This window comes from Morganella sp. B601, from assembly GCF_051172335.1.
Classification (GTDB): domain Bacteria; phylum Pseudomonadota; class Gammaproteobacteria; order Enterobacterales; family Enterobacteriaceae; genus Morganella; species Morganella morganii.
The window spans coordinates 140170-166857 of the sequence record NZ_JBPIZE010000006.1 but is presented as its reverse complement, the minus strand read 5'-3'; the positions used below and the strand labels follow the sequence as shown (position 1 = coordinate 166857).

The 26688-nt window shown below is 52.7% G+C and carries 17 protein-coding genes and 1 riboswitch; of the genes, 6 read left to right on the top strand and 11 right to left on the bottom strand.

All coding sequences use genetic code 11. From position 1 onward, the window contains the following. The first annotated feature begins 222 nt into the window (after positions 1–222). Positions 223–1551 carry an amino-acid N-acetyltransferase gene (argA, locus tag ACSBQN_RS16030; protein WP_004242197.1) on the top strand — a complete coding sequence of 443 codons (1329 nt, stop codon included), beginning with the start codon at positions 223–225 and terminating at the stop codon, positions 1549–1551. A gap of 9 nt (positions 1552–1560) precedes the next feature. Here the strand turns inward: argA and recD are convergent, their stop codons facing one another. From recD to ACSBQN_RS15990, 8 genes are read right to left on the bottom strand one after another with little or no spacing between them, the layout of a single operon-like run. Then, positions 1561–3393 (bottom strand): exodeoxyribonuclease V subunit alpha, encoded by a 1833-nt coding sequence (recD, locus tag ACSBQN_RS16025; RefSeq protein WP_214167872.1) that lies wholly within the window; start codon positions 3391–3393, stop codon positions 1561–1563. Next, positions 3393–7010 carry an exodeoxyribonuclease V subunit beta gene (gene recB, locus ACSBQN_RS16020; protein WP_354632951.1) on the bottom strand — a complete coding sequence of 1206 codons (3618 nt, stop codon included), beginning with the start codon at positions 7008–7010 and terminating at the stop codon, positions 3393–3395. The genes recD and recB overlap by 1 nt, the downstream gene beginning before the upstream one ends. A gap of 4 nt (positions 7011–7014) precedes the next feature. Beyond that, positions 7015–9906 carry a pitrilysin gene (ptrA, locus tag ACSBQN_RS16015; RefSeq protein ID WP_193376677.1) on the bottom strand — a complete coding sequence of 964 codons (2892 nt, stop codon included), beginning with the start codon at positions 9904–9906 and terminating at the stop codon, positions 7015–7017. After that, a complete protein-coding gene (gene recC / locus ACSBQN_RS16010; RefSeq protein ID WP_024474969.1) occupies positions 9890–13291 on the bottom strand; it encodes an exodeoxyribonuclease V subunit gamma in 3402 nt (1133 codons plus the stop codon). The genes ptrA and recC overlap by 17 nt, the downstream gene beginning before the upstream one ends. A 10-nt stretch (positions 13292–13301) precedes the next feature. Next, positions 13302–13634 (bottom strand): prepilin-type N-terminal cleavage/methylation domain-containing protein, encoded by a 333-nt coding sequence (locus ACSBQN_RS16005; RefSeq protein WP_024474970.1) that lies wholly within the window; start codon positions 13632–13634, stop codon positions 13302–13304. Beyond that, entirely contained in the window at positions 13627–14142 is a 516-nt protein-coding gene (locus ACSBQN_RS16000) for a YgdB family protein (protein WP_241770884.1), read from the bottom strand. The genes ACSBQN_RS16005 and ACSBQN_RS16000 overlap by 8 nt, the downstream gene beginning before the upstream one ends. Beyond that, a complete protein-coding gene (locus ACSBQN_RS15995; RefSeq protein WP_024474972.1) occupies positions 14117–14704 on the bottom strand; it encodes a prepilin peptidase-dependent protein in 588 nt (195 codons plus the stop codon). The genes ACSBQN_RS16000 and ACSBQN_RS15995 overlap by 26 nt, the downstream gene beginning before the upstream one ends. Beyond that, the gene (locus ACSBQN_RS15990; RefSeq protein ID WP_024474973.1) at positions 14698–15165 is read right to left on the bottom strand and encodes a PPDA; all 468 of its coding nucleotides are present in this window, start codon (positions 15163–15165) and stop codon (positions 14698–14700) included. The genes ACSBQN_RS15995 and ACSBQN_RS15990 overlap by 7 nt, the downstream gene beginning before the upstream one ends. 480 nt (positions 15166–15645) lie before the next feature. Between ACSBQN_RS15990 and thyA the strand changes: the two genes are divergently transcribed. Further along, a complete protein-coding gene (gene thyA / locus ACSBQN_RS15985; protein WP_024474974.1) occupies positions 15646–16581 on the top strand; it encodes a thymidylate synthase in 936 nt (311 codons plus the stop codon). Between the two features lie 76 nt (positions 16582–16657). Here the strand turns inward: thyA and lgt are convergent, their stop codons facing one another. From lgt to rppH, 3 genes are all read right to left on the bottom strand, one after another. Continuing rightward, positions 16658–17554, bottom strand: coding sequence for a prolipoprotein diacylglyceryl transferase (gene lgt, locus ACSBQN_RS15980; RefSeq protein ID WP_024474975.1), 897 nt, complete (start codon positions 17552–17554; stop codon positions 16658–16660). A gap of 106 nt (positions 17555–17660) precedes the next feature. After that, entirely contained in the window at positions 17661–19907 is a 2247-nt protein-coding gene (ptsP, locus tag ACSBQN_RS15975; RefSeq protein WP_024474976.1) for a phosphoenolpyruvate--protein phosphotransferase, read from the bottom strand. Between the two features lie 9 nt (positions 19908–19916). Beyond that, the gene (gene rppH, locus ACSBQN_RS15970) at positions 19917–20450 is read right to left on the bottom strand and encodes an RNA pyrophosphohydrolase (protein WP_004242185.1); all 534 of its coding nucleotides are present in this window, start codon (positions 20448–20450) and stop codon (positions 19917–19919) included. 180 nt (positions 20451–20630) lie between these two features. After that, positions 20631–20739: riboswitch (TPP riboswitch) on the top strand. Between the two features lie 93 nt (positions 20740–20832). Here rppH and thiB point away from each other — a divergent pair. From thiB to ACSBQN_RS15950, 4 genes are all read left to right on the top strand, one after another. Continuing rightward, positions 20833–21819 carry a thiamine ABC transporter substrate binding subunit gene (thiB, locus tag ACSBQN_RS15965; RefSeq protein ID WP_046024432.1) on the top strand — a complete coding sequence of 329 codons (987 nt, stop codon included), beginning with the start codon at positions 20833–20835 and terminating at the stop codon, positions 21817–21819. Further along, entirely contained in the window at positions 21795–23405 is a 1611-nt protein-coding gene (thiP, locus tag ACSBQN_RS15960; RefSeq protein WP_004242183.1) for a thiamine/thiamine pyrophosphate ABC transporter permease ThiP, read from the top strand. Before thiB ends, thiP begins: the two co-directional genes overlap by 25 nt. After that, the gene (gene thiQ / locus ACSBQN_RS15955) at positions 23402–24100 is read left to right on the top strand and encodes a thiamine ABC transporter ATP-binding protein ThiQ (protein WP_036409229.1); all 699 of its coding nucleotides are present in this window, start codon (positions 23402–23404) and stop codon (positions 24098–24100) included. The genes thiP and thiQ overlap by 4 nt, the downstream gene beginning before the upstream one ends. A 72-nt stretch (positions 24101–24172) precedes the next feature. Continuing rightward, on the top strand, positions 24173–26548 hold the full coding sequence (locus tag ACSBQN_RS15950) for a DNA polymerase II (protein WP_024474978.1): 2376 nt from the start codon (positions 24173–24175) through the stop codon (positions 26546–26548). The last annotated feature ends 140 nt before the right edge of the window (positions 26549–26688 follow it).

Below are 26688 nucleotides of genomic sequence, written 5' to 3'. Positions count from 1 at the left end.
GGAAAATAAAGAAGCAGAACAATTTATTCCGTAAATAATTTAAACGGCACTTTATCTAATCATTTGCGCCCTGTCATTATGCATTTTTGGCTTATATGGCGATAACGCGGCATAAAACCCGGTGAAATCTTAATCGGCGACCAAAATTTACGCTTGCTATTCCTTTGCAAAAAGAATAAAAATACATAAATTACGAATAAAAATTCACTTGCGAGGGGTGTTATGAAAGAGCGCAGTATCGAACTGGTGGACGGATTCCGTCAGTCGGTTCCTTATATTAATGCTCACCATGGCAAAACATTTGTGGTGATGCTGGGCGGCGAAGCTATCGAGCATGAAAATTTTCCCGGTATTGTTAATGATATCGGCTTACTGCACAGCCTCGGCATCCGCCTGATTGTGGTGTACGGCGCTCGTCCGCAAATTGAAAAAAATCTGCTGGCCCATCAGTGTGAGCCGGTTTATCACAAAAATACCCGTGTGACAGATGCGCGGACTCTCGAGCTGGTCAAACAGGCAGCGGGACAGTTACAGCTCGATATCACCGCCCGTCTGTCTATGTGTCTGAGCAACACACCGCTGCAGGGCGCGCATATCAATGTGGTGAGCGGGAACTTTGTGATAGCCCAGCCGCTGGGAGTGGATGATGGCATTGATTACTGCCATAGCGGGCGTATCCGCCGAATCGATGAAGATGCTATCAACCGTCAGCTCAATAACGGCGGTATCGTGCTAATTGGCCCGGTGGCCGTTTCTGTCACCGGTGAAAGCTTTAATCTGACCTCCGAGGAGATTGCCACGCAGATTGCCGTCAAACTGAAAGCGGAAAAGCTGATCGGCTTCTGCTCTGCGCAAGGTGTGGTGGCGGATGACGGCGGGATTATCTCCGAAATGCACCCGAATGATGCAGAGCACTATGTGCAGGCGCTGGAAGGCAGCGGCGATTATTACTCAGGAACCGTCCGTTTCCTGCGCGGTGCGGTGAAAGCCTGCCGCCGTGGCGTGAAACGCAGCCATCTGCTCAGTTACCAGGAGGACGGCGCGCTTATCCAGGAACTCTTCTCCCGCGACGGTATCGGGACACAGATTGTGATGGAAAGCTCGGAACAGACACGCCGCGCCAATATCAATGATATCGGCGGGATCCTCGAGCTTATCCGCCCGCTGGAGCAGCAGGGCATTCTGGTGCGCCGCTCCCGCGAACAGCTGGAAATGGAAATCGACAAATTCACCATTATTGAACGCGATAACACCACGATTGCCTGTGCCGCTCTCTATCCGTATCCGGAAGAGAAAATCGGTGAAATGGCCTGCGTGGCGGTGCATCCTGATTACCGCAGTTCCGCACGGGGCGAGGAATTGCTGCACCGGGTGACGCAGCAGGCAAAACAAATCGGGCTGGAAAAGCTGTTTGTGCTCACCACCCGCAGCATTCACTGGTTTCAGGAGCGCGGCTTTGTCCCGGCAGAAATTGAAAACCTGCCGGTCAAAAAACAGGCGCTGTATAACTATCAGCGGCGCTCAAAAATCCTGATCCTCGGCTTTCAGTAATCCGCCGGACTAACGTAAACGCCCGCTCAGCCCGCTGTACCGCTGAGTCGGCGTTTTCACCGCCCGCTTAACACACTCTTCCCGGCTGTATATGGTCAGAAACTTCTTCGCCCGCGTCAGTGCTGTATACAGCAATTCACGGCTGACCAGCGGCGAAGGCTGCACCGGCAGCACCAGTGCAGTATGGGCAAACTCAGAGCCCTGTGATTTATGTACCGTCATCACATATGCTGTTTCGTGTGCCGGAAGGCGGCTCGGGCGGATACTCCGGATAGTGCCGTCCGGCAGCCGGAAATACACCCGCAGTTCATGGTTTTCATCTGTCAGCATAATCCCGATATCACCGTTAAACAGCCCCAGCGGGCTGTCATTGCGGCTTATCATCACCGGTTTACCGTGATAGGCGCGGTGCCGGTGTATCAGCGGACGGCGGATATGCCCCTGCTGATGCAGCAGCCGTTCAATACGCTCATTCAACCCTTCCACACCGAACGGCCCCTCACGCAGTGCACAGAGCAGCCGGAACTGACTGAAGGCGTCAAGTACCGCTGCCGGGTCAGCATGCTGTTTCACCAGTGATAAAAACGGCAGATAGGCTTTCATGGTGTCTGTCAGTACCTGAGCATAGCCTTCTTCATCCTCCAGCGGCACATAACGGACATCCGGCCGCTGCCCGCCGAGAACCGCCATGGTTTCCCGGACATCGCCGTTGTTAACTGCGGTGGCCAACTGCCCGATGCCGGAACCGGCATCAAAACGGAAACTTTTACGCAGCAGGCAGAGATGATCCTGCACATTTACCGGGTGTGCCGGTGATTTATCCGGCAGCACACAGCCGGTCATTGCCTCCAGCGCCTGCCGCCGCTGTGGTGTGTAACCGGATTCAGCAAAACGGCAGATATCCCCCAGCACCGCCCCGGCTTCCACCGAAGCCAGCTGATCTTTATCCCCCAGCAGGATCAGCATAGCGTTCTCCGGCAGTGCATCAATCAGTGCCGCCATCATCGGTAAATCGACCATGGACGCTTCATCCACAATCAGCACATCCGACATCAGCGGGTTTTTCTGATGATGACGTAACCGGCGGCTGTCAGGCTGAGCGCCCAGCAGGCGGTGCAGGGTTTTGGCTTGATCCGGCATCATGGCCCGTTGTGTGTCCGTCAAATCAAGCTGAGCGATCGCCTCACCCAGCGATTCTGTCAGGCGGGCTGCCGCTTTGCCGGTCGGTGCTGCCAGTTCAATCAGCAGCGGCTCAGCGGCTGATTGCACCAGAGCCGCCAGAATACGGGCAACGGTTGTGGTCTTACCGGTCCCGGGCCCGCCGGAAATCACCGCAGTCCGGCTGCTGACTGCCACCGCTGCGGCAATTTTCTGCCAGTCCTCCGGTTCTTCCGTACCGAACAGTGCATCCAGAACCGGGCGCAGTTTCTCTGCATCAGCAGAAACCTGCTGAGGCCGGGAGAAAAATTCAGCTACCCGGCATTCATACTGCCACATCCGGTGCAGATACAAATTCTCTTCTGACAGCACAACCGGTGCAGAAAGTGAGCCATCACTAACCGCATCAGAGGCAGACAGAGCCGCTTTTATCTCCGGCAGTCCCGGCTCATTCAGTGCCCGCCAGACAGACTGCATGATCTCCGCATGCCGTCCGCCCTGTTCCGCTGCGGGAATAATCCGCGACAGCGGCAGGCAGACGTGTCCGCCGCCGGTTTGTGCACTGAGCAGCGCAAACACAAGTTGCAGCAGCGGATCAGTGTCCGGTGCCAGCATCGCCGCAAACTGACAGTCCAGGGGACGCAGGATCTGCTCTGCACATAAGGTTTGTAAGTGAGTATTCATTAACCTTCCTCCCCTTTAAACAGGGCATCCAGTTGCTCTGTGAATGCCTGCTCCGGGCGATAAAACCAGATCCCCCGGCCGGGATAGTCCGGTGTCATGCCGCGCAGAAAGAGATAATACACACCGCCGAAATGCGTCTGATAGTCATAATCCGGCAACCGGTGGCGCAGATAGCGGTGCAGCGCCAGCGTATACAGCTGATACTGCAAATCATAGCGGTGTTCCAGCATCGCCTGCGCCAGTGCGTCCGGCTTATAATCTGCGTGACTATCACCCAGATAGTTTGATTTATAGTCCGCTATGTAATATTTACCGTCGTGATAAAACACAAGATCAATAAAGCCTTTCAGCATGCCGGTCACTGCCGCGAAATCCAGCGGTGGTGCCTGTGCTGACAGCGGATCATACTGCCGCGTCAGTGCATCCAGTTTTTGCGCGGTCAGGTCGCCGTCTATCGGCAGGAAAAACTGCATTTCATCCTGTTTATAACGTACCGGGATTGCACTGAGCACCGGCCCTTCCGCAGACAACGGTGTATTAACCAGATCCGTGAACCAGGTTTGCAGGAACGGTGCCCATTCAGCAGAGAATCCGTATGACAGCAGTTGCTCCCTCAGCCACTCAAGTGAGGGCTCACTATCAAATTCAAGCTCTTCAAACAGGCTGTGCAGGAATGTCCCCGCCATCGCACCGCGCGGGAAGGTACCGGCGGTCTGTGCCGTTCCGGTTTCGTCCTGCACTTCACCGAGCGTATCTGTATCCAGTGACGGGCTGAGAGAACGGATCATCGCCATCATCTCTTCCTGTCTGTCCTGTGTATACACAGAGCCACCAGACGATGCGCCGTAGCTCAGGCCGCTGTAACTGGTCACACGCCAGCGGCTGCTGACAGACCGGGTAAACGGCTTCACCGCCAGGGACGGCGGCTGTGACATACCGGGCTGCCACAGTTGCAGTTGCGGTTCTGTTATCCGGGTAACGGCAACAGCGCTGTTTCCCTGACAAAAAGCATCAAGCCGCTCCGCCAGGGTTTTGCTGTCACATGCCTGTCCGTTCTGAAGCAGATACCCCAACCCGTTAAGATGCAGGTCGGTATTACCTGTTTTTTTGCGGTTCCCTCTGATAATCGGTGCAACACCCAGGCTGCAATGGTAAACAGCCCGCGTCACCGCCACATACAACAGACGCAAATCCTCTGCCAGACGTTCTTTATCCGCCAGGGCAAGCTGTGTTTCATCCGGTGACAGTGTCAGGCACGGCTCGAAGGTGGTTTCATCATGATAAAGCCGCTGACCACCCGCCTGAAAATTACAGATAAACGGCAGCCACACCAGCGGGTATTCCAGCCCTTTGGATTTATGGATAGTGCAAATCTGAACCAGATGCTGATCACTTTCCAGCCGCATCTGCTGGCTTTCCGACTGCGCATCCGGGCGTAATACCTGTTGTGCCAGCCAGCGCACCAGGGCGTGTTCATTTTCCAGCGTCAGTGATGTTTCCTGAAGTAACTCACTGATATGCATGATATCGGTTAAGCGCCGTTCACCGTCCTGCCCCGCCAGAAGATTTTCCGCAATCTTCCGCTGACTGAGCACCCGGCGCAGCATCGGCAGAACGCCCTGCTGCTGCCAGATCTGACCGTAACCGGCGAACTCATCCACCAGCCTGTCACGGGCAGCTTCATCCTGATTCAGTGCGTCAATTTGTGCAGCATTCAGACCAAACAATCCGGATGCCAGCGCACTGCGCAACAGCCGTTCTTTTTCCGGATTCAGCACCGCCTGGAGCAGCCACAACAATTCGCGGGCTTCCGGTGTGTCAAACACACTGTCGCGGTTTGAGAGAAAAACAGACGGGATCGCCCGCTGATTAAGGGTATCCTTTATCAGTTGGGCTTCCCGGCGGCTGCGTACCAGTACGGTAATATCTGCCGCACTGACCGGACGTTGTTTGCCGGGCTGGCCAATCAGTGCCGTGCCGTTTTGTCCGGCATCCAGCCAGTCGCGGATCTGCCCGGCACACACCCCCGCCATTGTCCGCTCATAATCCCCGCTGCTGACCCCCTCTGCGGCCTGCCACCAGAACTGCACCGCCGGTTGTGTTTTTCCGCCGATAATAAAAGCGGCATCATCATTATCCGGTGCGGAACTGACCGGCTGAAACGGGATCTGTTTAAAGCAGAAAGGCTCATCTGCCTGTAAAAACAGATTGTTGACGCTGTCGACCATCGTCTTCGCGGAACGGAAATTAGTTCCCAGGGTGTAATGCGCACTGACATCCCGCCGTGCTTTGATATAGGTGAAGATATCCGCGCCGCGGAAGGCGTAAATCGCCTGTTTCGGGTCACCGATAAACAGCAGCCCGTACGGATCTGCCGGTGTGCCGTTGTCACCGGTGTTTTCCTGATAGATAGTACGGAAGATCCTGTATTGCTGGGGATCGGTATCCTGGAATTCATCAATCATCGCCACCGGAAAACGTCTGCGCAGTGTCTGCGCCAGCAGAACGCCGTTTTCCTGATGCAGCGCGTTATCCAGCCGGGTCAGCAAATCATCAAATCCCATCTCGCCCCGGGCCTGTTTCTCCTGCGTGATGGTCCGGCGGATCTCATACACCGCGCGGGTAAACAGGACATCCTCCAGCGTCAGTGCCTGTGCTGTCAGTTCCTCAATCGCAGAGAACACCGGATGTGACGGCGGCGTACCGCCTTTTTTGGTTTTTTCATCCAGCACTGCCTGACTGAAACGTTCTATATTTTTCGGCAGTGCGTAATGTGTGGTTTCGGTTTCCTTCGCCCAGTCATCAATGCCGGCAATCCATCCGGGCACCAGATTAGCGCGGTAACTGCTTTTATTCAGATCAGAGTTCTGAATAAGACTGACAAAATCAGCATCACTTTCCCGCCAGCACTGTTTGACCTCATCAATCTCGGCGATAATTTTTTCATGGCGGGAAAGTAATGTTTCATCCGATTCCGGTGCATCGGTAATCCCTGGCAGTTCCCCCTGCAGCCAGGGGTAAATATCCCGCAGCAGCGCCTCAGGATCAGACCAGAGCTGTGTAATGGCTCTGGCCAGTTCAACCGGCAGCGGGTAACAATGACGCCGCCAGAAATCCTCACAGGCCTGTTTACGGACAGGATGCTCATCCTGAATCAGCGTTTGTTCAAAGAGCACACCGGATTCAAAGGCGTTGTGTGTCAGCATGCGCTGACAAAAACCGTGGATGGTAAAAATGGCGGCTTCATCCATCTGCCGTTCAGCCAGCAGCAGGCGCTGAGCAGCACTTTGTTTATCCTCAATCAGCGCCAGAAGCGGACCGAACCCGTAATCCTCCCCCGGTTCCCCGCCTTCTTCATGACGCAGACAGGCAATCCGCAGCTTATGGATGTTCTCACGAATACGCCCCCGCAGTTCATTGGTTGCCGCTTCGGTAAAGGTCACCACCAGGATCTCTTCTACCGATAACGGCCGGACAAACGCCCCTTCACCAATACCCAGCAGCAGACGCAGATAGAGCCGTGCCAGGGTATAGGTTTTTCCTGTACCGGCAGAGGCTTCAATTAACCGCTGCCCCTGCAGCGGTATTGTCATCGGATTTAAAGATTCAGCCGCCATCGTTTTACCGGATTTCTTCTTTAACAGGTAACAGTGCCTGGAAAGCCGTGACAGACGGATACGTCGTCCATCCGGCCGGTTTCGCGTAATCATCCGCTTTGCCGCCGGTACCGGTCACCTGAGAGTAAAGTGCCAGTCCTTTTTTCGACATCACCGCGTTCTCATAGAATGTCACCACATCCTGTTTGGTCATTTTTTTCACCGCCGCAATCGTCTGCTCGCGGGTGTTGAAATCAAAGTAATTATTTTTGAAATCAAATGAATAACGGGATGCTTCTTCCTCAAAGGTTTCCGGCGGCTGTGTCATTTCGGTCAGCAGTGCATTGCGGTATTTATCAAATTCCGCATTATCCAGTGCTTTCAGGCGTTTTTCCGCATTGATATAGAAATCATCAAAGCGTTGTGACAGATAAGCCGGATTCTTTTCATTGCTTTGCAGCAGGAAACCGATCCCCCACTGGCGGCCGAAATTCGGGTTAAATGCAAACAGGGCATACCCCAGTTGTTCCTGTGTCCGCAGCTGGTCATAGAACCAAGGATGCAGAATTTTCGACAGCACAGACGAGAATGCCGCGCCTTCCGTCCGTGAATAACCGTCCGGGATAAAGATGTTGGCCAGCGCGTTATCTGTGCTGTTGGCTTTTTCGTCAAAGTTTGGTTTCAGGGCTTTATCAATCACATAGTAATCCCCGACCCACCATTCCGTACCCTGTGAACCGAGCTGTGCCTGAGCTTTCGATGCAATCTGCTCTGCCTGAGGTGCTGTCAGATTACCGAATACAAACATCTGGAGAGCACCTTCACGGATAAGACGGTCACGGTACTGCGTGATGTCACTTTCGGTAATGGTGTCCAGCGCTGCGAGGCGTTCTTTATCTTCAAAATAAGGCACTGATTTCAGACGGCTGAACGGACGCATTGCCATTTCATAGGCTTTGCCGTTATCCGATACCGCAACCTGCTCACGATACCAGGATTTCGCCTGTGCAAGCTCCGATGCTGACGGTGTAAAGGACTGGTATTCACTCACTGCGGTGGTCAGCAGTTCCGGCAGATGCTGGGAATAACCACTGACGCTGATATTCAGACCATCATCATCACTGATATTGATCCCCATTCCTGCCACGCTGGCCTGATAACTGAGCTGATTCAGCTTCAGTTCACTGACATAACTGAGCAACGCGCTGGTGACAACATCTTTGGCTGTTCTGCCGGCATTCCGGTTACGCAGTTCCAGCGCGATAATTGCCTTCGGCTCATCCGCAAAATAGCGGCTCGGCATATAGAACAGGCGCAGTTTTGCAGTGTCTGTCAGTTGTACCGGTTTTTGCTGTTCCTGCTGTTTGATCAGATCAAAATTATCCGGAATAAACGGGTTCAGTGCAGGCAGAGAGAAACGGAAATCACCTTCAGATTTACGCCATTTATTCAACTGAGCTGCAGTCACTGCATCCACCTGATAAGGCGCATCAACGAAATAGGCTTTTTTATTGCTTGGTTCCTGCGGGCTGGTATACCAGATGCGGGCTTTTTCCGGTGTTAAATCCGCAAGGCGGGCTTTGATGGCGGCAGGATCCCAGTCATCAGCCAGATAGCCGACATTCAGAACATTTTTTACCGGATATTCCATCATCGTATTTGCCAGTGATTCCACATAATTCATATCACGGACAACCGAGTTGTAGCGGAATGCCAGCATATTCACACGGGCAATTTCATCGAAATAGTCTTTATTAATCCCTTTTTCTTTAATCAGATTCAGGTACGCAAAAACAGCGGCGGTAATTTCATCGCGCTTCGCCATACCCTCATCAGTCAGTGAGACAGAGATAATAAACACGCCCTGATTACGTGCCAGGGTTGAGGATGCCGATGCACTGACATTCTCCGCCAGCCCGTTGGATATCAGCCAGTTTGCCAGCGTTCCTTCACTGCGGCTGCCCAGCAGATACGCAATATAGGTATCTGTCTGCTTGCGGAAATCTTTGCTGTTGTTGTCGATGACAAACTCAAAATCCAGCGATTTCTGCGGCTGCGCAGGAACATAGTGAATGATTTTCTGCTGCTCGGCTGCAGTGATCAGCGGAACGGTAATCTGCGGAACAGTTGCGTGGCGATCCGGAATTGTACCGAACGTCTCATTAGCCAGTTTTGCCAGTTCTTCCGGGGACTCCGGCCCGTAGATCACGGCTTTCATCAGATTGGATGAATAATAGGTGTTGTAAAACTTCAGCAGCTCTTCATGCAGGATGCTGCCGGGCTTATCTCTCAGAGTTTCCAGGTTACCACCGGAAAAACGTGAAATCGGATGTGCCGGATTCCAGGTTTCAGCCCGGACCTGATACATGCGGTGCCCGTCACGGGAACGCGCCATGGTCAGCTCGGCATTAACCGCATTACGTTCTTTATCCGCATTCACCGGATCCAGCAGTGGTTCTGCCAGGGCATCAGCCAGCCGCTCCGTTGCCCCTTTCAGCGCATTATTTTCCACTTCAAAATAGAAGTCAGTGTAATTGGAGCCGGTACTGGCGTTATGGCTTCCGCCGTGCTTCGCCAGATAATCACTGAAATTACCAGGCTCAGGGAAACGTTTTGAGCCCATCAGCACCATATGTTCCAGATAGTGCGCAAGACCCGCCTGGCTCTGCGGTTCATCCATACTGCCGATAGCCAGACTGACCGCTGCAGCTGATTTACGTGCGGTTTTATCGGAAATCAGCAGAACCGTCATATTATTTTTCAGGGTGATTGCCTGATACTGACGCGGATCGTTGGCGCTTTTCTCAATCTCTCCGGGCAGAACCTGCCAGTTATTCTGAGCAAGTGCATTGGCACCGGTAAAAAAGAAAAGCAGCGTAAAAATAAACTGCACTAGTTGTTTAGGCATCAGCCTCATTCTCCCTGTTTTTCTGATGTTGAAACATCGGCAAAAAGAGTTGTTGTGAAAATTGCTTTATTGCATCCATAAGTGCTTCATCAAAATGGCGGAATGCGCGGACGACATAATCGTCCTCCGCCTCACCGGTAAACTGATATCCCCCCTGCAGTGTCTGCAGAAGCAGTAAACCGGCTTTATGTTGGAGTGCATCATCATCAGAGAGTTCACCGGTGTTCTCATCCGCCAGTGTGGTCAGCCATGCCCAGCCGCTTTTGACAAAGACAGGCAGCGGCTCATTCAGACCACGGACAAACACATCCAGCAGCGGACGCAGATAGCCCTGCGCCTGCTCCGCCGTCAGCGGCTCAAAGATCCACACCGTATCACCGCGCCCGTACATCCGGCTGTACTGCTGCCGTCCGCTCAGGCTGTATGTCAGATGTTCAATCCACAAACGCAGCCCGTCAGCGGCGGTAAGTGCCGCCGGACGCCAGCGGAGCAGCCCGTTCTCCTGAACTCCGGTCAGTTGCCCGCTGTAAGTATACGGCCCGGTAACATAGTGAAACGACTCAATATCAGATTCTGTCCGTGCATTGCGGATTTTTTCCGCCAGAACATCCATTTCCTGTAATTGTTCTTCCCAGTAAACCTGTGCAAACGCCCCGGCCGGCAGTTCCCCCGCCGCCTTCAGTATGCGGAAGACCCGCTCTTCCGGTTCGCCGTCCACCAGCGCATCAAGCAGCCGGGTGTTAAACCCGTAACGCTGTAAATTATCAACACTGAACGGTTCTTCTTCCGGCAGAGCCACATCCTCAATATCAAAATGGACATTCAGACGCTGCTGAAAAAATGCCCTGACCGGATGACGGTAAAACCTCAGCAGCTGATCAATGGTTATTTCTGTTATATCTTCTGACGGAACCGGGACATTAAACGGCCCCTGCGCTTCGCCCTGCCGTAATGCTGCCGGTAACCACTGCGGCGAAAAGCTCTGAAATTCCGCGCCCTCCCGGTAGTTATCCGCCGCAAACGGAACCCTGGTGTGCCGGACAATCAGATGATTTTCCAGCGCTTCCCGGCTGGTATCCAGGTCAGCAAACCGGTCTTTCTCCAGACAAAAACTGAGACCGGCATATTCCAGCAGTTCACTGACCAGCACTGACGGGTTACGCTCTTCATTATCGCGGATAGATCGGCCGATATAACTGATATATAAATATTCTTTTGCTGACCCCAGCGCCTCCAGGAAAAGATAGCGGTCATCATCCCGGCGTTTGCGGTCACCCCGGCGGCTTTTTTCCGCCATAAGATCAAACCCCAGCGGCGGGATTGTCCTCGGGTACACGCCGTCATTCATACCCAGCAGGCAAATAACCTTAAACGGCACAGAACGCATCGGCATCAGCGTGCAAAAGTTTACCGCTCCCGATAAAAAGCGCTGGCTGATTTTCTCGTCATCCAGCCGCAGAGAGAGCTCATCCCGGATCAATGCAAGCGGAACATCGCCGTCATAACAGGCTTTAACCCCCTGATCCAGTACCTGCTGCCACTGCTGTAACACCATACTGAGCACCGATTCGGTATCCGGTGTCGTCATGAAAAAGGCAGACAGAAGCTCAGAACCGGTTTCACGCCATTGTGCCGGTGTCCGCAGCTCACTCAGTATTTTCTGCCACTCCCGCAACGTATCAATAAAAGCAGCCAGTTGCCCGACCCGGTCCGCTGACATACCGGAAACCTCGTCATACGGCAGGATCCCGCGCCAGGTACCTTCCTCCTCTGCCATGGCATAGCCCAGCAACATGCGTTCCAGCCCGAATTTCCAGGTGTTCTGGCCAAAAACCGGCAGTGAGAAAGACTCAATATTATGGTCATCCAGCCCCCAGCGAACACCGGATCCGCTGACCCAGCGGCGCAGAAGCGGTAAATCGCTCTCATCCAGCCCGAACTGCTGCGCCACCGCCGGGACTTCCAGCAGACTGAGTACATGCTCTGAGGTGAAACGGCTCTGCGGTAATTCCAGCAGTGTCAGTACTGCCTGTAATACCGGATGAGCCTGGCGGGCTTTACGGTCTGAGATAGCAAACGGCAGATAGCGGTTTTCGTTTCCCTGGCCAAAAACCGCCTGAATATAAGGAGAATAACTGTCGATATCCGCCACCATCACAATAATGTCGCGGGGAGTCAGTGACGGATCATTCTCCAGCAGGTTCAGTAAATAGTCCTGCAAAATCTCTGTTTCCCGCTGCGGACTGTGGCAGGAATGGAATGTCAGGGAGCGGTCATTATCCGCAATCACCCGCCGCCGCTCACTGGTGACAAACTCCTCTTTGTTTTTTCCCACCACACTGCCGTCTTCCAGATTAAGAATATCCTGCTGAACAGCAGACAGCAGTGTATCTGCCGGGCGGTCGACAAAAGCTTTAATAGCATGGATTTCTTCAATATCTTCCAGGAAAAACAGGTTATCCCGGCCGGGACGCCCCCATGATGCCAGCAGCGGGTTACCGGTATTCTGTTCCCCGTCAGCCTCAAAATCGAACAGTGAAGGTGCATCCTCATCCGATTTAAACCAGCTGACGGCTTTTTTATCCCAATAGCTTTGCGGCTTGCGCGCCAGCATACGCCGCAGTGCAGCCGGGCTCTGTAAATCGCCCCAGTAATACTGACAGGGATTGGTAAACATCAGATGGATATGGGTATGCTGCCCGAGCGCCCGCAGAGCCTGCAGATACACCGGCGGTAATGCTGAGATACCGCAGATGAAGAGGCGGGGCGGCAGATTGGCGACAATCTCCGGGTCACCTTCATTGAGCACATCAATAAAGCGCTGATAAAGATTGGCACGGTGCCATTCCGGCTGCCCCAGGCTGCGGGTCAGTGTCTGCAAATCCCGCCACAGGCATTTCTGCCAGGACTGGTTATGGCTCAGCCCGTCAATCAGTTCATTATTTTCCCAGGCCGTCAGCCAGTCCGGCCGGTAGACAAGATACTGGTCAAATAAATCAGCAATACGTCCCGATAGCTGATGCAGTTTGCGTTTATCCCCGTCATCATCAAGATAATGGCGCAGCGGGGCAAAATCCGGATCATCAAGGCGCTGCGGCAACAGTGACATCAGCTTCCACGTCATTGCCCCTTTGCTGAAGGCACTCTCCTTCGGAATATCCGGCAGGACACGGGTAAACATATCCCAGATAAATGTGGCGGGAAGCGGAAATGTTATATTCGCGGCAATACCCAGTTTTTCTGCCAGACTGATTTGCAGCCACTGAGACATCCCCGGGCTTTGCACCAGCACGGTTTCAGGACAAAAAGGATCATTAATTTTATCATTATCAATAATATGGCATATCAGATCTTTCAGCAGGTCCAGATCATTGGAGTGATAAACTGTAAACATTGTCCTGTCCTTACATACATTGCCATCTGCCGGCAGTTAACCGGCGCTCTCCCGGAGAGACCAGCCCGATAGTAACGGAAATACAGCCCGGTGACACATTTTCCTGATAACTTTCCCATTTCTGCAGGGGAGATAAATGTGTCTGCATCATCTGCCGTAATATTCCGGGATCAGCCGTAAAACGCATCATCTGATGCAGATGACGCACCGTGCTGACATCCGCATACTGCCGCTGTTTTCCGCTGTGCAGCAACTGATAATAGCGTAATAATCCGGTAATCAGAATCGTAAAGATAAAGGCACAAATCATCACTTCCGGTAGCGACATTCCGCGTTCATTCATTGTTTTCTCCCGTTTCAGTATGCCGGTTGCAGCCGGGTTTTAAATCCGGCGGGCAAAAATCACTCCATCCCTGCGGCAGGGCTGTCAAAATCATGTTGCCTCCTTCTTCCCTGGCACTGACCAGCTGATAATGCGTGATATTTTGTTCAAACCAGGGAGAAAATATACTGCCCTGTAATAACAGCTTGTTGGCTCTCAGCCGCCGCAAACAACTCTTCAGTGCCGGGTCCGGTGCTGTCCGGCAGTAAAACTGTGTTTCGTTCAGTGCTTTCCGGGACCACGCCAGTGTCAGCCCCCATTCCAGTGCAGAGGCCGCACCGGCATCCGCCCGGTAAAATGCCGTTTCATCCTGACCGTTACGCCACTCTGTCTGATAAAAGCGATGTAAAACAGACAACATCATCAGTGAAATTCCCAGCAACAGCATAATCATCAGCAACAGGGCATTTCCTCCGGAGTGACCGTCTTTCTCCCCGCCGGATCTACAGGTGGTAATTAGGCATGACAATCAGGCTTTCTCCGGTTCGCTGTATTAAGGGCATGTCCCGCCCGGTGAGTGTCAGGGTCAGTTTCAGGCCATTTTTTCCGTACAGTTTTACCGGCGTAACCAGAAACCGGGAAACATTCACATAGCGGCTATCCGTGACCTTTTGCCAGCCGGTATCCCGGCAGCTGCGGGCATCGCGCGTCCATTCCAGTGCCTGCTTATTCAGACGGTAGCCAAAATGCTCCCCGATTTTACGGACATTCCGCTCCCAGCGGCCATTGTGATTGAGATCGTAAGCAACAATGATGCAACTGCCGGCTGTCTCGCCGCGCCGGGCGGAAATTTCCAGCGGTTTTCCCTGACAGAGCCCCCGGCAGAATGCCGTCCGCCGGAGATCTTTTTCCAGCCGCAAAAGAGTTTCCCGCATTATCGTATCCAGCTTATATTGCCGGAATGTGTTCAGCACATCCCGCCCCAGAGCCGGAAAAAAACGGGTTACCGAGACCAGAAGAATCGCACTGACAGCCATTCCCGCCAGCATTTCAAATAGCAATGAACCCTTTTCCCGTCTTTTATTCAGCATGACGGTACTCCGGATATCATGCCCGGCGAGCACAACCGTATACGGCCCGGGGCCGAGATAATCAGTTTTATCTGTCCCTGCGTATTTTCCAGTAAAAAGCTGGCAGCAGAGGCGGTATGCCGGGTTCCCCAGAACAACACGGTACCGGTCGTACCGGAAACAATCCGGACACCTTCCATCGGTGTGAATCCTTCCGGATCATCATCACACCGTGCTGCGGATACCTGATGACATGCCCGGCTTTTCTCACCAAACGTAACCGCGATTTTCCGTGTTTCGTTCAGATAGGTTGCTTTCAGTTTATGACTGCTGAGATATTGCTGAAACAACGCAGCCGTTTCTGTCAGATAACGCCGCTCTCTGTGGCTTTCCCATGAAATATTAATAAATGAAACAGGTAATGCCATAATAAATAAAACAATAATGACTTCCATCAGCGATATCCCCCGTTCTGTCTGCATGTATTCATCCGTTCGTTTTCTCTGCCGAAAAAATAACGGATTTACCACTCCCAGAAAGACAAGACCAAAAAAAATGCGATGCAACAGGAAAAAAATTCTGCGGAATAGTGCAAATTCACATTCGTTTTTCGTGTTGTGCGGAAAAAATTATCTGTCGGAGAAAAAAGTGTGGAGTGAACAAATTGAAGGCGCTAAAAAGTACAGACACCACCGCTCTTTAACAATACGGAAATTAACTGATATAAAAACCGGCCACCGGTACTGTATTTAAATATCAGCACCGGTGAACCGGACATCATCAGATAAAGAATAAAGAACCTACTAATGATTTTTATAAATAATAAAAATATTAACTCAATTATTAATGTAGTTGACAGATCTAATATTAATGGAGAATAAAAATAATATTATCTTGTATTAAAAAAATAAAAATAATGTTATAATATAAAAACCATATACTGCGTCAACAGGAAAACGAAAGTGGAACAATATTTAGACATTGCAAAGCGGATTCTGGAGGAAGGGAAATGGATTGAGAATAAACGGACAGGCAAAAGATGCCTGACAATTATTAATGCCGATTTCACTTACCACGTTGACAAAAATGAGTTCCCGCTGGTGACCACCCGCAAGGCATTCTGGAAAGCCGCAATTGCGGAAATGCTGGGTTACTTACGCGGATATGACAGCGCCGCTCAGTTCAGAGCCATCGGCTGTAATACCTGGAACGCTAACGCCAATGAAAATACCGACTGGCTGGCAAACCCGAACCGCAAAGGTGAGGACGATATGGGCCGCGTTTATGGTGTTCAGGGACGGCAGCTGAAAGTATCCCCGACAGAAGCACAGTATGATTTATTATTATCATTAAGTGATGCCGGAGATAAAGAAGGCGTTAAAGCACTGATTAATGAACTGCGAAAAAATACATTCGATCAACTCCGTAAAGTCTATGAAAATTTAAAAAAAGGAATTGATGACCGCGGTGAAATCATTTCATTCTGGAATCCGGGTGAATTTGATCAGGGCTGCCTGAGACCCTGCATGTTTATGCATCATTTTTCTGTTCTTGATGGTACATTATATTTAAACAGTTATCAGCGCAGTTGTGATTATGCACTGGGTTATGTTTTCAATGCACCGCAATGTTATTTCCTGCTGGCTATTATGGCTCAGATAACCGGCCTGAAATGCGGTAAAGTTTATCACAAAGTAGTTAACCTTCATTTATATGAAGATCAGCTGGAATTAATGCGTGATGTCCAGATTACACGTCAGCCGTTTGCGTCACCAAAACTGCATATTAACCCTGACATTAAAACGCTGGATGATTTAATGACATGGGTAACCACCGATGACTTCACAGTGACAGATTACCAGCACCACGACCCGATTAAATACCCGTTCTCTGTCTGAGAAACCATTAAACAACCGCACATAAAAAAACTGCATCCGTTACGATGCAGTTTTTTATTACTCACTAAAGCCTGATCTATTCCGGTGCGTTCTGTTTTCCGGTATCACTCTGCTTTTTATTACCCGGGCATTTGTATGCCCATACCATCATCAGTACGCCAATAATAATCATCGGCACAGACAGAATCTGCCCCATGCTGATCCCGCCGAATAAACCAAGCTGGGCATCCGGCTGGCGGAAAAATTCCACAATGATACGGAACAGCCCATAGCCGATCAGGAACAGACCTGACACGCTGCCCATCGGGCGGGATTTGCGGACAAACACATTCAGAATGATAAAGAGGACGATCCCTTCAAGCAGCATTTCATACAGCTGCGACGGGTGACGCGGCAGAACGCCGTATTGCTCAAGCACCGGCATCAGAGACGGATCAGCAGCAGCCAGTTTCACGTCTTCACTGTAAGACGTCGGGAACAGAATGGCCCACGGTGTATCGAGAGTCACACGTCCCCACAGTTCGCCGTTAATAAAGTTACCGATGCGCCCCATACCGAGACCAAACGGAATCAGTGGTGCCACAAAGTCAGCAACCTGTAAAAAATGACGCTTCGTGCGGCGGGCAAACCACCACATAGCAATAATAACGCCCATCAGTCCGCCGTGGAATGACATACCGCCATCCCAGACTTTGAACAGATACAGCGGGTTTTCCGCAAACAGCGGGAAGTTATAAAACAGCACATAGCCGATACGGCCGCCCAGGAAAACACCTACAAACCCGGCATATAACAGTGTTTCAACTTCACTGCGTTTCCAGCCGCTGCCCGGTTTGTCTGCACGCCGGTTGGCCAGCCACATGGCAAACACAAACCCGACAAGATACATCAGCCCGTACCAGCGTAACGCCACCGGCCCCACAGAAAAAATAACAGGATCAAAATCCGGAAATGCCAGATAAGTGTTACTCATCGTACCTCACACTGTGTGTTGTATCCGGCCGCAGACGCTGCATTGCCCGCCGCAGGCCGGGATATATGACTGTAAGGACGGAACAGCCTCATCTCCGGAGTGCCGGTCAGGCACTGCCCCGGATAAGCTGTCCCAGCCCCTTGTTCTCAATAAACAGCTCCGCTTTTTCACGGATTTCAGCCGCTGTCTGTGCATCCAGCAATGATGCCAGCAGCGGCTCCAGTGCTCCGGCATCCAGATGCCGCAGCAAATACTTAATACGCGGGATACTCCGCCCGTTCATACTCAGCTGACGGTATCCTAAACCAATCAGTATCATTGCACCTAACGGATTTGCCGCCATTTCCCCGCAGACCGAGACCGGGATCCCCAGCCGGGTGGTTTCAGTCCGGACAAAATTCAGCATACGCAGGACCGCCGGATGAAGCGAGTCATATAATGGTGCAACATGTGTATTATTCCGGTCAACCGCCAGCAGATACTGGGTTAAATCATTCGTACCGACAGAAATAAAATCAATATATTGCTTCAGTTCCGGCAGCATAAACAGCAATGACGGTACTTCCAGCATCACCCCCACCGGCGGACGTTCCACCCGTTCCCCAGTCAGTGCCGAGACTTCCTCACAGGCGCGGTCAAGCAGGCGGATGGCCTCTTCAACCTCCGCGAGCCCGGAAATCATCGGGAATAATATCTTCAGATTATTCAGCCCGATATTAGCCCGCAACATGGCCCGCAACTGGATAAGAAAAATCTCCGGCTGATCCAGCATCACGCGGATACCACGCCAGCCCAGACACGGGTTTTCCTCGCTGATAGGCATATACGGCAGCTGCTTATCCGCACCGATATCCAGTGTCCGCAGTACCACCGGTTTCCCGGCAAAGAGTTGCAGCATATCCTGATAACGGACTTTCTGCTCTTCTTCTGACGGAAACCCATTATGGACAAGAAACGGTATTTCCGTACGGTACAGGCCAATCCCGTCAATACTTTTGACGATTTTCTGCTCATATTTCAGACTGAGCCCGGCATTCAGCTGAACAGAAACCCGTTCGCCGCTTTTCAGTGCAGCTGAGCGGCTGAGTTCATCCTCGGCCAGCTGGCTGATAGCCTGCTCCTGCTCAATAATCTGACGGAATTCCTGTGCTATCAGCGGCTCCGGTTCGATATACACCACGCCCCGGTAGCCGTCGAGGATAAGCAGACGGTTGTGTAACAATTCCGGCTGAATATCCGCGCCCATAATAACCGGAATACCCATCGCCCTGACCAGAATGGCGGAATGGGAATGTGTTGCCCCGTCACGCACCACCACACCGGCAAGCTGTTCCTGCGGCAGCTCTGCCAGCAGGCTGGCACTCAGCTCATCAGCCACCAGCACAAAGCGTTCCGGCCACTGGTTGCTGCCGGTAAAATTATCATCAAGATGGAATAACAGCCGCTGCCCGAGTGCACGCAAATCCGTGGCCCGCTCCCGCATATAGCTGTCCTGAAGCCCGGCAAACCGGCCCGCAAATTGCTCAATGACCGTTTTGACTGCCCATTCGGCCACAAACCCCTGCTCCACAATACTGTATAACCCTTTTTTCAGTTGCAGGTCATTCAGCAGATGGGAGTAGAGATCGAAAATAGCGGCACTCTCTTTTTGTGAGGCGGCATTAAAACGCTTGCTGATACGGCGGCACTCTGCCGTGGCATCCTCCAGCGCTTTATTCAGGCGGGCACGCTCCTGCACGCGGTCCAGTGCCGAGGCTTCAGAAACATTCTCAAGCACCGGCTGTGAACGGTCTTCCCAGCCATAGGCCATCACAATCCCGGAAGAAACCGGAATAGCCTGGATCCGGGTCTGACGGAACTGCCCGAACAACCCTTTGGTTTGTGCCTGAGCCAGCAGTACGGCAAGCTGCATCGCCAGAGTGACAATAAAAGACTCTTCCGTTTCACTGAACAGGCGTTTTTCTCTCTGCTGAACCACCAGCACGCCCAGTAACTGGCGGCGGTAAACCACCGGCGCACCGAGAAATGCACGCAGGTTGTCTTCTTTAACCTGGGGGAGATATTTAAAACCGGGGTGTTCGCGGACATCCGCGATATTGATAAGCTCAGCGCGGCGGCCGACATGACCGACCACACCTTCGCCGAAAGCAAGGCTGACAGCACGGCCGCGGGGCTTTTTCAGCCCCTGCGTTGCCATCAGATAAAAACAGTGATGCTGATTATCTGCCAGGTAGATGGAACAGACATCCGTTCCCATCGCCTGACAGGTTTCTTTAACCAGAAGCTCCAGCGCTTCCGCGAGATCGGCGGCGGCAGCCACTTTTTCAATCACTTCACGTAAACGCGTCAGCATCCGTTCCCCCTAATTCTGGCGCCGGCGACGGTAGGGAGACGGTGCCCGCACAGCCGTCGCTTCGCTGTTGGCAGGCATCACAACGGAAGAAAACTCTTTCATTACGCGGCGGTACACATCACGTTTGAAAGAGACCACCTGACGAACAGGATACCAATAGGTGACCCAGCGCCAGCCGTCGAATTCCGGCGACTTGCTGCGGGTCACATTGACCTCTTTGTCCTCGCAGAGCAGCTGAAGTAAGAACCAGCGCTGCTTCTGACCGATACAAACCGGTTTGGTATCCCAACGCACCAAACGTTTGGGTAATTTGTAGCGCAGCCAGTTGCGGGTGACCGCCAGGATACGCACATCTTTACGCGTTAAACCAACTTCCTCATACAACTCACGGTACATGGCCTGTTCCGGTGATTCGCCGGGATTGATACCTCCCTGAGGAAACTGCCACGAGTGCTGTCCGTAGCGGCGGGCCCATAAAACCTGGCCTTCCTTATTACAAATTACAATCCCGACATTCGGGCGGTAGCCATCATCATCAATCACTCGACTACCTCAGAAAAAAACTGAAAGATAGCCAATTGTTTCACACTCCCATCATGGGGTAAACCTCTGCACTCAAAATCCTTCAGCCCGCCGCATTTCCGGCTCTGACGGAAGAAAAACAACACACCGCGTTAACGGTTCCGGACAGTGGCAAATTCCTGAGAAAAACACTACACTATTCCTCTCTCAACGGGGTGCAGTTCCGGCTTTCCGGCCGGTGTTGCTGAGATAACACCCGAGGAACCTGATCCGGTTAATACCGGCGTAGGGATTTGAGCCGCCACTGCTGACAGCACAGCCTGTCGCCATCATGCTGCACTCAGATCCTTTGCCAATCCTTCCCTTACAGGAGCGCAAAGTGTTACAGAAACTGACCAGAAATATCATTGCAGGCGGTCTTGCCGCACTGTTTTCTTTCCAGGCGGCTGCAGATAACAGCAAGCCGGTTCTGACTGTCTATACCTATGACTCATTTGTTGCCGAGTGGGGACCGGGACCGGAAATTAAGAAAAACTTTGAAGCGCAATGCAATTGCGAACTAAAACTCGTCGGTCTGAGTGACGGCGTGACGCTGCTGAACCGTCTGCGGATGGAAGGTAAAAAATCACAGGCCGATATCATCTTAGGTCTGGATAACAACCTGATGCAGGCGGCACTGGATACCGGACTGTTTAAAGAAAGCAATGTTGATCAGTCAAAACTGGTGCTGCCGGTCAAATGGGAAAGCAAAACCTTTATTCCTTATGACTACGGCTGGTTTGCCTTTATCTACAACAAAGACACCCTGCCGAACCCGCCGAAAAGCATGAAAGAACTGCTTAACAGTGATCAGAAGCTGACCATTATTTATCAGGATCCGCGCACCAGCACACCGGGACTGGGATTACTGCTGTGGATGGAAAAACTCTACGGGGATGATGTGGCTGCACAGTGGGCCAAAATGGCGAACAAGACCCTGACGGTCACCAAAGGCTGGAGTGAATCTTACGGCCTGTTCCTGAAAGGTGAAGCTGACCTGGTACTGAGTTATACCTCTTCGCCTGGTTACCACATGCTGGCAGATAACAAAGATAACTATGCCGCAGCACTGTTTGAGGAAGGACATTATCTTCAGGTGGAAATGGCAGGTGTACTGGCCTCCTCAAAACACCCGGCACTGGCGGAACAGTTCATGCAGTTTATGCTGACACCGGATTTCCAGAAAACGCTGCCGACCACCAACTGGATGTATCCTGTGATTGATATGCCGCTGCCGCCGGTTTACGACAAAATGCCGAAACCGGCGAAAACGCTGGAATTTGATGCAAAAGAAGTGGCGAAAGAGCGCAATCAGTGGATACGGATATGGCAAAACGCAGTCAGCCGTTAATTGCCGCGTACCTGATACCGGGCGCACTCGCGTCCGGTCTTCTTCTGGTCGTTGCTGTCAGTGCCTTCGGGGCGCTGTGGTTTAACACACCGGATACAGACTGGCAGCAGATATGGGATGACAGCTACCTGTGGCATGTCGTCCGCTTTACCTTCTGGCAGGCTTTCTTATCCGCACTCTTTTCCGTTATCCCGGCTGTTTTCCTGGCCCGGGCACTCTGGCGCCGACGTTTCCCGGGACGGACGGTCTTTCTGCGGTTATGCGCGATGACGCTGGTACTGCCCGTGCTGGTAGCCGTATTCGGTATTCTGTCAGTTTACGGACGTAACGGCTGGCTGGCACATATTTCCGGTTTTCTGGATCTGGACTATACCTTCTCCCCGTACGGATTACAGGGCATTCTGCTGGCGCACATCTTCTTCAATATGCCGCTTGCCACCCGGATGCTGTATCAGCAGCTCGATAATATTGCCACGGAGCAGAGACAGCTCGCCGCTCAGCTTAATATGAATGAATGGCAGCATTTCCGGATTGTGGAATGGCCTTATCTGCGCCGTCAGTTGCTGCCGACCGCCGCACTGATTTTTATGCTCTGCTTTGCCAGTTTTGCCACGGTGCTGGCACTCGGTGGCGGCCCGGCGGCAACTACCATTGAACTGGCGATTTATCAGGCACTGAATTATGACTTTGATATTGGCCGCGCTGCCCTGCTGGCGCTGATCCAGCTGGTGTGCTGCATCGGGCTGGTGCTCGTCAGCCAGCATTTGTCCGGTCATTTTTCTGTCGGCTTTACCCAGTCACTGCAATGGCGCAACCCGCAGGACACGCTGCCGCGCAGACTGGCTGACGGCCTGATCATCCTCTGTGCCCTGCTGTTTCTGCTGCCGCCGTTTTTTGCCATCATCGCGGACGGTCTGAATCCGGGATTACTGCCGGTTCTGCAGCAACCGGCACTGTGGCGAGCTTTTTTCACCTCGCTCGGAATTGCGCTGGCTTCCGGTTTTATCTGTGTGCTGCTGACCATGATGCTGTTATGGAGCAGCCGTGAACTGCGGCTGCGGCAGGCGGTCAGAGCAGGACAGGCCATGGAGCTTTCCGGGCTGGTGATCCTCGCCATGCCGGGAATTGTACTGGCTACCGGGTTTTTCCTGCTGCTCAACAGCACGACCGGCACCACTGATTTGGGAGCAATTCCATACGGGCTGGTGATCCTGACCAACGCGCTGATGGCGATTCCGTATGCACTGAAAGTGCTGGATAACCCGATGCGTGACCTGGCTGAACGCTATAACCCGCTCTGTCTCTCGCTGAATATCAGCGGCTTCAACCGGCTGAAACTGATTGAACTGAAGGCTCTCCGTAACCCGCTGGCACAGGCAGTGGCATTTGCCAGTGTGCTGTCGGTCGGGGATTTTGGTGTGATCGCGCTGTTCGGCAATGAAGATTTCCGCACGCTGCCATTCTATCTTTATCAGCAGATCGGCGCTTACCGCAATGCGGATGCCGCGGTCACTGCACTGATCCTGTTTTTACTCTGTTTCGGGCTGTTTACCGTTCTGGAACGTCTGCCGGGGAAACGCCCATGATTTATTTTGATCATATTCTTTACCGCTATCAGCAACAGACCATGAATTTTCATTTTTCCGTTGCCGCCGGAGAAAAAATTGCCATTCTCGGCCCGAGCGGCGCGGGTAAAAGTACCCTGCTGTCACTGATTGCCGGGTTTCAGTTTGCCGAAAGCGGCACTATTCTGCTGAATAATGAAGATCACACCCGCACACCGCCCGCTTCACGCCCGGTATCCATGCTGTTTCAGGAAAATAACCTGTTTGCTCACCTGACGGCTGAACAGAATATCGCTCTCGGTTTTCATCCCGGGATGAAACTGAATGCGGAGCAAAAAGTGCAGCTGGCACAAATCGCTGAACAGGTTTCGCTGACACCACTGCTGAAACGGCTGCCGTCACAGCTTTCCGGCGGTCAGCGCCAGCGGGTGGCACTGGCACGGTGCCTGGTGCGTTCCCAGCCGGTTTTGCTGCTGGATGAACCTTTCTCCGCACTGGATCCGGCACTGCGCAATGAAATGCTGGCACTGCTGGAAACCATCTGTGATTCACGGCAGCTGACACTGATGATGGTCTCCCACAATACAGATGACGCGGCCAGAATCGCGCCCCGCGCGATGGTGGTGGATAACGGTACCATTGCCTTTGACGGCAGTACCGCCGCCCTGGTCAGCGGTGAGGTTCCCCAGGCTCAGATCCTCGGTATCCGTCCGTAAACCGCACCTTAAATACTGTATATATCCACACCACTCTGCTATAGTTATTTTTTCATCAGCAGAACGGACAAAATGATGGCAGGGCACAACAGTTTTCCCTCCCGTCAGGTGGCAGCACCGGCGGAAGCCGGTTTTATTCTGACCCGTCACTGGTCTGATACCCCGCGCGGTATTGAGGTCCGTTACTGGCTGGCGACAGATAACGGGCCACGGCATGTTTCTGTTCCGCTGCAGCAGGCTGTCGGCTTTGTCCCGCACCGGGAGCTGGCGGAAAGCCGTCCCTTCATTAACAACATTCCCGGCGCCACACTGACAGCACGTCCGCTAAAGGATTTTCATCAGGATGATGTCAGTGCCGTTTACTGCCGCCAGTACCGCCAGTTACAGCAACTGGAAAAACAGCTCGGCGAACAGCATCTGCACCTTTATGAAGCGGATATCCGCCCCTGCGAGCGCTATCTGATGGAGCGTTTTATCACCGCCGCTGTCTGGGTGCAGCCACAGCCGGATGGTCATGTGCTGATGAAACCGCATCCGGATTACCGCCCGGCGCTGAAAATCGTTTCTCTGGATATCGAAACCACCGAGTTCGGTGATCTTTACTCCATCGGGCTCTCCGGTTGCGGTGCTGATACTGTTTTTATGCTCGGCCCGGAGAACGGCACACCGCTGACCAATCCTGATTTCACGCTGGAGTATGTCCCGCGCCGCCCGGATCTGCTTCACCGTCTGAACCAGTGGCTGGCGGAACATGATCCGGACATGATAATCGGCTGGAGCCTGATCCAGTTTGATCTGCGCATTCTGCAGCGCCATGCGGAAAAATATCAGATCCCGCTGATTTTCGGCCGTAATAATGCCCCGCTTTCCTGGCGGGAGCACGGCTTCAAACCCGGACAATTTTTTGCCGGTGCTCCGGGGCGGCTGATTATTGACGGTATCGATGCCCTGAAAGCCGCGACCTGGCAGTTCCCGTCTTTCAGTCTGGAGGCCGTGTCTCAGACACTGCTCGGCGAGGGCAAAGACAGCGATTCCCCGTATGACCGCATGGATGAAATCAACCGCCGTTTCCGTGAGGATAAACCGGCGCTGGCACGGTATAACCTTCAGGACTGCCGTCTGGTCACCCGGATTTTTGAGCACACCCATCTGACAGAATTTTTACTGGCGCGGGCTGCCGTAACCGGCCTGGCACCGGATCGCATGGGGGGTTCTGTCGCCGCCTTCACCCATCTTTATCTGCCGCCGATGCACCGTAAAGGCTATGTCGCACCCGACCCCGGCGAGAAACCCGGTGAGCCGATACCGGGCGGCTTTGTGATGGATTCTGCCCCGGGATTATATGACTCGGTGGTGGTGCTGGATTTTAAAAGCCTGTACCCCTCCATTATCCGCACTTTTCTCATTGATCCGATTGGCATGGTCGAAGGTCTTGCCGCACCGGAACAGGCGGTTCCCGGGTTTAAGGGCGCGTATTTTTCCAGGGAAACCAACTGCCTGCCGGATATCGTCAACCGAATCTGGCATGAGCGGGACATGGCAAAACTGGCAGGGGATAAGCCGCTGTCGCAGGCACTGAAAATTATTATGAATGCGTTTTGTGGTGTTCTGGGTGCCGCCGGATGCCGTTTTTATGATCCGCGCCTGACCTCCTCCGTCACCATGCGCGGACATGACATCATGCGAAAAACCCGCACTATTATTGAGTCTCTGGGTTATCAGGTCATTTACGGCGATACCGATTCCACCTTTGTCTGGCTGAAAAGTGCGCACAGTGAAGCGAATGCGGAACGTATCGGACGCTGGCTGGTGGAAAAGATCAATCAGTGGTGGCAGACACATTTAAAGGACGAATACGGACTGATCTCCGCCCTGGAAATTGAGTATGAAACCCACTACCGCCGCTTTCTGATGCCGACGATCCGCGGAACTGACCTCGGCAGCAAGAAACGGTATGCGGGGCTTTCGGGGGATAACATGGTCTTTCGCGGGCTGGAGACGGTCCGCAGTGACTGGACACCGCTGGCACAGCATTTCCAGCAAACCCTGTACCGGCTGATTTTCGATAAAATGCCGTATCAGCAGTTTATCCGTGATTATGTCCGTGACACACTCGCGGGACGCTACGATGACCGGCTGGTGTACCGCAAGCGTCTGCGCCGTCCGCTGGCGGATTATCAGCGTAATGTGCCGCCTCATGTCAAAGCGGCCAGAATGGCGGATGAGTATAATGTCCGCATGAATCGTCCGCCGCAGTACCAGCGCGGTGCGGGGATAAGCTATATTATTACCCGCTCCGGGCCGCAGCCGCTGGAGATTCTGACGGCACCGCCGGACTATGAGCATTACATTAATAAACAACTGATGCCGATAGCCGACGCCATTCTGCCTTTCCTGGAGGATAACTTCACCACATTGTTAACCGGGCAATTATTGATGCCATTTTAATTTTGCCATTTTACAGGTGACGATGCGGATCTTATGGATTAACATAGCGCCCCTTTACTGCTTTTAACACCGGAGCAGAGTGATGCAGCTGACGCTGCTGTTCTGACTGTCGGTGTTTTTTCCCGGTGAATACAATGCCG

Coding starts and splice junctions, on each gene's coding strand:
- argA (WP_004242197.1), top strand. CDS start 223: ATGAAAGAGCGCAGTATCGAACTGGTGGACGGATTCCGTCAGTCGGTT.
- recD (WP_214167872.1), bottom strand. CDS start 3,393: ATGAATACTCACTTACAAACCTTATGTGCAGAGCAGATCCTGCGTCCC.
- recB (WP_354632951.1), bottom strand. CDS start 7,010: ATGGCGGCTGAATCTTTAAATCCGATGACAATACCGCTGCAGGGGCAG.
- ptrA (WP_193376677.1), bottom strand. CDS start 9,906: ATGAGGCTGATGCCTAAACAACTAGTGCAGTTTATTTTTACGCTGCTT.
- recC (WP_024474969.1), bottom strand. CDS start 13,291: ATGTTTACAGTTTATCACTCCAATGATCTGGACCTGCTGAAAGATCTG.
- ACSBQN_RS16005 (WP_024474970.1), bottom strand. CDS start 13,634: ATGAATGAACGCGGAATGTCGCTACCGGAAGTGATGATTTGTGCCTTT.
- ACSBQN_RS15995 (WP_024474972.1), bottom strand. CDS start 14,704: ATGCTGAATAAAAGACGGGAAAAGGGTTCATTGCTATTTGAAATGCTG.
- ACSBQN_RS15990 (WP_024474973.1), bottom strand. CDS start 15,165: ATGCAGACAGAACGGGGGATATCGCTGATGGAAGTCATTATTGTTTTA.
- lgt (WP_024474975.1), bottom strand. CDS start 17,554: ATGAGTAACACTTATCTGGCATTTCCGGATTTTGATCCTGTTATTTTT.
- ptsP (WP_024474976.1), bottom strand. CDS start 19,907: ATGCTGACGCGTTTACGTGAAGTGATTGAAAAAGTGGCTGCCGCCGCC.
- thiP (WP_004242183.1), top strand. CDS start 21,795: ATGGCAAAACGCAGTCAGCCGTTAATTGCCGCGTACCTGATACCGGGC.
- thiQ (WP_036409229.1), top strand. CDS start 23,402: ATGATTTATTTTGATCATATTCTTTACCGCTATCAGCAACAGACCATG.
- ACSBQN_RS15950 (WP_024474978.1), top strand. CDS start 24,173: ATGATGGCAGGGCACAACAGTTTTCCCTCCCGTCAGGTGGCAGCACCG.